Below are 7,998 nucleotides of genomic sequence, written 5' to 3' on the forward strand. Positions count from 1 at the left end.
ACCAGTTTTGCCCAGATAGCTCAGTCGGTAGAGCAGCGGATTGAAAATCCGCGTGTCGGTGGTTCGATTCCGCCTCTGGGCACCATAAAACACAAAAAGCCAGCTTTTCAGCTGGCTTTTTTGTTTTATAGCCAATACCAGCTCAACGCTGGTATTGGCTATCGTCTCCGGTATGCTTGCGTACCGGAGACGCCATCTGCGATACCAAAAAAGCCACCACACTATAGCGCCAACCGGTTCTACTTCCCGTCTCCGGTATGCTTGCGTACCGGAGACGCGATCTGCGATTGCAAAAAAGACACGATATTCAGACGCTAACCGGTTCCGCTATCGTCTCCGGTACGCCAGCCGTACCGGAGACGCGGCCTGAACCACTACCCAACCTACCCACACAGCCAATAGAGATAAGCAAGCAAAAATTCCCGTTCAGTGAAATAGGCAACCGGTAACTTCTTTGTTAAGCTCAGGCAGCTAATCCGATAACCACAAGAACACTGGAGTCCACCTAAATGAAATATGCCGTTACCCTGCTGGCTGCTGCGGTACTGACCGCTTGCGGCGGCCCGAAGCAAGAAGTGAAACCGGAGCAAACCGTGACTGTTACCCAACAGCAACAGCAGTTAAATTACCCTGTTACCGCCAAAGGCGATGTCGTAGACACTTATTTTGGAACTCAGGTAGCCGACCCATACCGCTGGCTGGAAGATGATCGCAGCAGCGACACCGAAGCCTGGGTTAAAGCACAAAACCAAACCACTTTCGACTATTTAAAGCAGATCCCATTCCGCGATCAGATCCGCGACAAACTGCAGCAAGCCTGGAACTACGAGCGGGTAGGGGCGCCGTTTAAAGAAGGCGATTACACCTACTTCTACAAAAACGACGGTCTGCAGAACCAGTTTGTACTGTACCGCCAGAAAGACGGTGGTGAGGTTGAGGTGTTCCTGGATCCGAATACCTTTAGCACCGATGGCACCACCTCGATGGCCGATATCAGCTTTTCGCGGGATGGTAAATTAGCCGCTTACGCCATTTCCGAAGGCGGCAGTGACTGGCGTAAAATCATTATTATCGACACCGAAACCAAGCAACAAATCGGCGATACCTTAACCGATATCAAATTCTCGGGTATTGCCTGGGTCGCTAACGACGGCTTCTTCTATTCCAGCTACGACAAGCCAGATGGCAGTGAGCTATCGGCCATGACGGATCAGCACAAGCTGTACTACCATAAACTGGGGACGCCACAAAGCGAAGATAAAGTGATTTTCGGTGCCACTGACGAGCAAAAACACCGTTATGTTGGCGCCAGCGTTACCGAAGATGACCGCTATCTGTTAGTGTCTGCGGCCGTCTCAACCTCGGGTAATAAGCTGTTTATCAAAGATCTGAGCCAGCCAGACAGCGGCTTTGTGACCATTGTGGATGACACCACTTCCGATGTCGACTTACTGGATAACCAGGGCGAAACGCTGTATCTGGCGACTAACCGCAATGCGCCTAACCGCAAGGTGGTTAAGGTCTCTGCCAAGGCACCACAGCCAGAGAACTGGCAAGATGTGATCCCGGAAACCGAAAATGTGCTGCGGGCCAGCACCGGTGCCGGCTTTATCTTTGCTAACTATATTGTTGATGCGATTGCCAAGGTTAAACAGTATGACTATGACGGTAAGTTAGTGCGTGATATTGAGTTACCAGGTGTGGGCAGTGTTGGTGGTTTCGGCGGTAAGAAAGACGCTGAAACGCTGTATTTTAGCTTTGCCAACTATATTACACCGGGCTCGATTTACGCCTTTGAACCCAAAGCCGGCGCATCCAGCCTGTATAACCAACCCAAAGTGAACTTCGACCCCAGCCGTTATGTGTCTGAGCAGGTGTTCTACACCTCGAAAGACGGCACCAAGGTACCGATGATTATCAGCTATCGCAAAGACTTAAAACGCGATGGCAGCAACCCCACTATTCTGTACGGTTATGGTGGCTTTAATATCAGCTTAACACCGTCATTCAGCGTGGCGAACGCCGTGTGGATGGAGCTGGGCGGTGTGTATGCTGTAGCGAATATCCGTGGTGGTGGTGAATACGGTAAAGCCTGGCATACCGCCGGTACCCAGCTGCAAAAGCAAAATGTGTTTGATGACTTTATTGCCGCTGCTGAATATCTGCAAACTGAGAAATACACCTCGCCGGCCAAAACGGCGGTGCGTGGTGGTTCCAACGGTGGCTTACTGGTCGGCGCGGTTATGACACAGCGGCCAGAGCTGTTTGGCGTGGCCATTCCGCAGGTAGGTGTACTGGATATGCTGCGTTATCACACCTTTACTGCCGGTGCTGGCTGGGCTTACGACTACGGTACTTCTGAACAGTCTGCTGAGATGTTTAAGTATCTGCAGGGTTATTCACCGGTGCACAATGTTAAGGCGGGTGTCACCTATCCGGCTACGATGATCACGACGGCTGATCACGATGACCGCGTAGTGCCAGCGCACTCCTTTAAGTTTGCCGCCGAGCTGCAGGACAAAGCCAGCAAAGCGACGCCACAACTGATCCGGATTGATGTCAAAGCCGGTCACGGTGCCGGTATGCCGGTATCGATGGTGATTGATCAGGCCGCCGATATTTACAGCTTTACGCTGTTTAATATGGGTTACAGCAGCCTGCCGCAATAAGTGGCAGTAAATGTACAAGGGCGCCTGCGGGCGCCCTTTGTTTTAGCTGAAATGATTGCCAAAAAAAACCAGACAGAGTAAGCTGCGTGCCCTTTTTAATTTATGGTTTCGCCACCACCTCTAAAGTTAATCTAGCAGGTTTGGGAGTATCCAGATGGCAAAAGCAGTAATTTTAGTGCTCGACAGTTTCGGCATTGGCAGCGCGCCGGATGCGGATAAGTTTGGCGATAGCGGCGCCAATACCTTTGCCAGTATTGCCCGGGTGTTTGCAGAAAAAAAACAGCGCCCGTTGGCTATTCCTAACCTGACGGCACTGGGGCTGGCAAAAGCTGCTACCAGCGCGACACCCGGTTTATCGCTGGCTGTACCGCCAGCTACCCGCATTAACGGCGCCTTTGGTTATGCCCGGGAACTGAGTAGTGGTAAAGATACGCCAAGCGGCCACTGGGAAATTGCCGGGGTACCGGTGTTATTCGACTGGGGCTATTTTACTGAGAAAACCAACAGTTTCCCGCCGCAGCTTATTGAGGAGTTATGCCGCCGCACTGGCGTTAGCGGTATTCTGGGTAACTGCCATGCGTCGGGGACCGATATTCTGGTAAAACTCGGCGATGAGCATATAAAAACCGGCATGCCGATCTGCTACACCTCAGCTGACAGTGTGTTTCAGGTTGCCGCCCATGAAGAGCATTTTGGTTTAACCCGCCTGCTGGAGTTTTGCCAGGTCGCGCGTGAGCTGCTGGACCCTTACAACATTGGCCGGGTGATTGCCCGCCCCTTTACCGGTGACAGCGCCCAAACCTATGCCCGCACCGGTAATCGCCGTGATTACTCGGTATTACCTCCGGCGCCAACGGTACTGGATAAACTGGTTGCTGCCGGCGGCCAGGTAATCAGCATTGGCAAAATTGCCGATATCTACGCGCATCAGGGCATTAGTCAAAGCCTGAAAGCCACCGGCCTGCCAGCCTTAGTGGATACCACCTTAGCCCAGATGGCAACGCAAAGTGCGCAGAGTATTATTTTTACCAACCTGGTCGATTTTGACCAAAACTTTGGCCATCGCCGCGATCCTCTGGGTTATGGCGAAGCCTTAGAGTATTTCGACAGCCGCCTGCCGGAAATTTTACAGGCATGTGACGACGACACCCTGGTATTACTGACTGCCGATCATGGTTGTGATCCAACCTGGCCGGGCACGGAACATACCCGTGAGTATGTTCCGGTGCTGCTGTTCCGTAAGGGCATTGGCGAGGTGGATTTAGGCGAGCGGCAAAGCTTTGCCGACATGGGCCAGACCCTGGCCGACTTTTTTGGGCTGGATGCACTGGCATACGGCGATTCCTTTTTAGCAAAATTACAGTAAGAGAACTTATGGCTACTCCACATATTAATGCGCCGGAAGGCGCCTTCGCTGAAACCGTGTTAATGCCAGGCGACCCGCTGCGTGCTAAGCATATTGCCGATACTTTTTTAGAAGACGCGGTATGCGTGAATACTGTACGCAATATGTTCGGTTACACCGGCACCTACAAGGGCAAAAAAGTCAGCGTGCTGGGCTCTGGTATGGGCGTGCCGTCAATGTCGATTTATGCCACAGAGTTAGTGAAGTTCTATGGTGTAAAAAACATTATCCGCATCGGCTCCTGTGGCGCTTTGCCGCTGGATGTTAAAGTGCGCGATGTCGTTATCGGTATGGGTGCCAGCACTGATTCGATGGTTAACCGCAACCGCCTCGGCGGCCTGGACTTTGCAGCCATCGCCAGCTTCAGCCTGCTGGAAAAAGCCGTTGCCGCCGCCCGCGCTAAAGATATCAATGTGAAAGTGGGTAATGTATTTACCTCTGATCTGTTCTACAACCCAAGTGAAACTCTGTTTGATACGCTGGAGAAATACGGCGTACTGGCGGTAGAAATGGAAGCCGCCGGTCTTTATGGCGTCGCCGCCGAATATGGCATTAATGCGTTGGCGATTTTCACGGTAAGCGACCATATCCGCACCGGCGAAGCGTTAAGCGCCGAGCTGCGCCAAACCAGCTTTAACGAGATGGTTGAAGTGGCACTGGGCTGTTTGTAATTTACTGGGAATACGCGTTATGTCACTGACTACCAATAAAATGTTTTATGTGTCGTGGGAAGCCTTTCACCGTGCCACTAAAGAGCTGGCACGCCAGTTACTGGGCCAGAACTTTACCGCTATAGTGGCAGTAAGTCGCGGTGGTCTGGTACCGGCGGCGATTATCGCCCGCGAGCTGAATATCCGGGTGCTGGACAGCATCTGTGTGGCGAGCTACCAGCACGACAAGCAGGGTAGCCTGAGCGTGCTAAAAGATGCTTCGCTGGCAGACTCTGAGCAGCTGCTGATCGTTGATGATCTGGTCGATACCGGTGAAACAGCCAAAGCGCTGCGCGAGCGTTTCCCCAAAGCCCGTTTTGTGACCGTGTACGCCAAACCACAGGGTAAGCCGCTGGTGGATAACTATGTTACCGATATCGAGCAGGATACCTGGATCCAGCTGCCATGGGATATGGAACTGGCTTACAGCAAGCCGCTGGCAGAGGAAGTATGAGCCGACAAAGCGTAACGCTAACGCTGCCCGACTGGATTAACGACGTGGTCGACTGGCAGCGCCGCTATCAGCACGATGATGAAAAAATGGCGTTAGCCATTGAGTTGTCTCGGCAAAACGTACTGCGTGGTACCGGCGGCCCCTTTGGTAGCGCCATTTTTGACTGCGACAGCGGCAAGCTGTTAAGTGTGGGCGTAAACCGGGTAATGCCGCTGCATAACTCCAGCGCCCATGGCGAGATGGTAGCCATTATGCTGGCCGAGCAGGCGCTGCAAAGCTTTAGCCTGAATGCCGACGGCGTTAAACGCGAGCTATTTACCTCCTGTGAACCTTGCGCCATGTGCTTAGGCGGCACCCTGTGGAGCGGCGTAAAACGGTTAGTTTGCGCCGCCACCGCCGAAGACGCCCGCGCGATAGGCTTTGACGAAGGCCCGGTATTTGAACCCAGCTATCAGTATCTACGCGACGCCGGCGTCGAAGTCGTACGCCAGGTACAACGCAGCGCCGCCGCCCAGGTACTAAAAGACTACCTAAACCACGGCGGCACCATCTACAACGGTTAACCGCTCTTTGTTTCAGCTCCCAGCTTCCCGTCTCCGGTACGCTCGCCGTACCGGAGACGCGATCTGCGATAGCCAGAAGAACACCTAAACTCAACGCTAAACCACTCAGCTCGCCGTCTCCGGTATGCTCGCCGTACCGGAGACGCCATCTGCGATAACCAAAAGAACACTCAAACCTCAGGCTAAACCACTCCGCTTCCCGTCTCCGGTATGCTTGCCGTACCGGAGACGCCACCTGCGATAGTCAAAAGAACAGCAAACGCAACGCAGAACCACTCAGCCTCCCGTCTCCGGTATGCTTGCCGTACCGGAGACGCCACCTGCGATAGCCAAAAGAACAGCCAAACGCAACGCTAAACCACTCAGCCTCCCGTCTCCGGTATGCTTGCCGTACCGGAGACGCGATCTGCGATCTCAATTAGCACGCCAAGCTAGTATCGTTATAACAGCTGCGATAACGGGCTTTTCACCCCACCCGCACCACGATTAATGACATGCGTATAAATTTGGGTAGTACGCACATCAACGTGGCCAAGCTGTTCCTGAACAGTTCGGATATCAGCACCCGACTCCAATAAATGCGTGGCAAACGAATGACGAAGCGTGTGACAGGTTACATTTTTGGGGATAGCAGCTTTGCGGGAGGCGATTTTAATTTCACGCCTGACACAGCTTTCATCCAGATGATGACGGCGTAAGAGTTTTGAGTCCGGATCAATACTCAGCTGCATCGAGGGAAACAGATACTGCCAACCAAATTGCTTGGGCGCTGCAGGATTTTTACGTGCTAATGCATGAGGTAACCAGACACCGGCATATTCGGGATTGGCCAAATCAGCCTGAAAATACTGCAATACAAACTGGCTTTGCTGTTTGAGTGTTGGAACCAACTCTGGTGCTAAGGTGACGCGGCGATTTTTATTGCCTTTGCCCTGCCAGACCATGACCGACAAATAATCGTAATCTATATCCTGCACTCGTAACCGTACTGCTTCCATTAACCGTAAGCCACTGCCATACATCAATTGAGCTAATAATTTATAGCGCGGATCGATCACGCGCAGTAGTGCCGTAATCTCGGCACGGGTTAGCACGACCGGCAATTTTGGTGAAATTTGCGAGCGGTTAAAGTTAAGGTTTAACGATAGTGGTTGCTGTAACACCTTGTTATACAGAAAGCTCAATGCGTTAAGTGCGCTAGCTTGTGTCCTCGGCGCAACGTTACGCTGATTACTCAAATAAGACAGAAATCTCTCAACATCCTGATCGCCAAGCTTAGAGGGATGCTGCTTTTTGTGATAAAGGATATACAGCCTAATCCAGTGCAGGTAACTCTCAATTGTCCTTTTAGCATAGCGGTGGGTATACATAAATTCGGCAATGTATTGCATAAATGGCGATGACATCTACCGCTCCTTGAAATAAGTTTAAGTGTGTTTATATACAGTAGTAGGTAAATTTATTGTGATCAAGTGAATCGCGAGTTTTCACCTCGCTTTCAGCAATCAATTCAAAACAGTCCAGAAAAAATCTGTTGATTTACGGAATGTTGTTAGATAGTGTGATTTTATTTACAAAAGATAGAAGGGAGTTTACATGGCTGGAAAGCGTGTGCGCTCCAAACTACAAAGTTGTTATGTTTACAAGGCGCACAGTCTGTGAATATAAAAAAGTTATTAAATTGGCTTCCTGACATATTATTACTGATCTTGCTCGGTGGAATGTATTTTTATATTGATGATATGAGGCAGAATTTATATCTATTACGAGAACATGTGAATGACGATAAAAGCTTTAGCTCTGCTATAGCTACATTGGATAAGAAAATTACTCTATTATGGGTTTTTTGCTTTTTCTTTATAGGTATATTCAATTTAATAAAACGCAAACATAACAAACCGCTGTAGTCGGTCGCTAACGCTCCCTGGGACAAAAACACGTGGGCTGTCCTCGCTTCGCTCGTTATTATAGCCCACGTATTTTTGCCCCTAAGCGGAGCGTTAGGCACTCAGAGGAATGCAATTGAAGAATCTTACCGTTTTATTTTTTATCTCAATATTTAGCTTTTCAGCAACAGCTAATTCTTTGCTTGGTAAGTGGTCTAAATCAAGCGAACAAGGATTGATGGTCGTAGAATTCAAAATTGATGAAATGATAATGGCGTCTTCGATCGATATGCCTGAGGTATCCCCAGAAA

6 protein-coding genes and 1 tRNA gene are annotated in these 7,998 nt (G+C 50.7%); 6 read left to right on the top strand and 1 reads right to left on the bottom strand.

All coding sequences use genetic code 11. The features are described 5' to 3' along the window. Positions 1–9 precede the first annotated feature (9 nt). The 6 genes from AAY72_RS04630 to AAY72_RS04655 all read left to right on the top strand — a co-directional run bounded on the left by AAY72_RS04630 (position 10) and on the right by AAY72_RS04655 (position 5,801). Positions 10–85 (top strand) — tRNA-Phe (locus tag AAY72_RS04630). A 424-nt stretch (positions 86–509) separates the two neighbouring features. After that, positions 510–2,669 (top strand): prolyl oligopeptidase family protein, encoded by a 2,160-nt coding sequence (locus AAY72_RS04635; RefSeq protein ID WP_057785772.1) that lies wholly within the window; start codon positions 510–512, stop codon positions 2,667–2,669. 154 nt (positions 2,670–2,823) lie between these two features. Next, positions 2,824–4,035 (top strand): phosphopentomutase, encoded by a 1,212-nt coding sequence (locus tag AAY72_RS04640; protein WP_057785773.1) that lies wholly within the window; start codon positions 2,824–2,826, stop codon positions 4,033–4,035. Positions 4,036–4,043: 8 nt separating this feature from the next. After that, on the top strand, positions 4,044–4,745 hold the full coding sequence (gene deoD, locus AAY72_RS04645) for a purine-nucleoside phosphorylase (protein WP_057785774.1): 702 nt from the start codon (positions 4,044–4,046) through the stop codon (positions 4,743–4,745). A gap of 19 nt (positions 4,746–4,764) precedes the next feature. Continuing rightward, a complete protein-coding gene (gpt, locus tag AAY72_RS04650) occupies positions 4,765–5,238 on the top strand; it encodes a xanthine phosphoribosyltransferase (protein WP_008607347.1) in 474 nt (157 codons plus the stop codon). Then, complete coding sequence (locus AAY72_RS04655) at positions 5,235–5,801, top strand: nucleoside deaminase (protein ID WP_008984309.1); 567 nt, start codon at positions 5,235–5,237, stop codon at positions 5,799–5,801. The genes gpt and AAY72_RS04655 overlap by 4 nt, the downstream gene beginning before the upstream one ends. Before the next feature lie 440 nt (positions 5,802–6,241). On the opposite strand, the gene AAY72_RS04660 is transcribed toward AAY72_RS04655, so the two are convergent. Next, on the bottom strand, positions 6,242–7,207 hold the full coding sequence (locus AAY72_RS04660; protein WP_057785775.1) for an integron integrase: 966 nt from the start codon (positions 7,205–7,207) through the stop codon (positions 6,242–6,244). Between the last annotated feature and the right edge of the window lie 791 nt (positions 7,208–7,998).

Origin of the sequence: Alishewanella sp. WH16-1 (assembly GCF_001441695.1) — a bacterium.
GTDB lineage: Bacteria > Pseudomonadota > Gammaproteobacteria > Enterobacterales > Alteromonadaceae > Alishewanella > Alishewanella agri.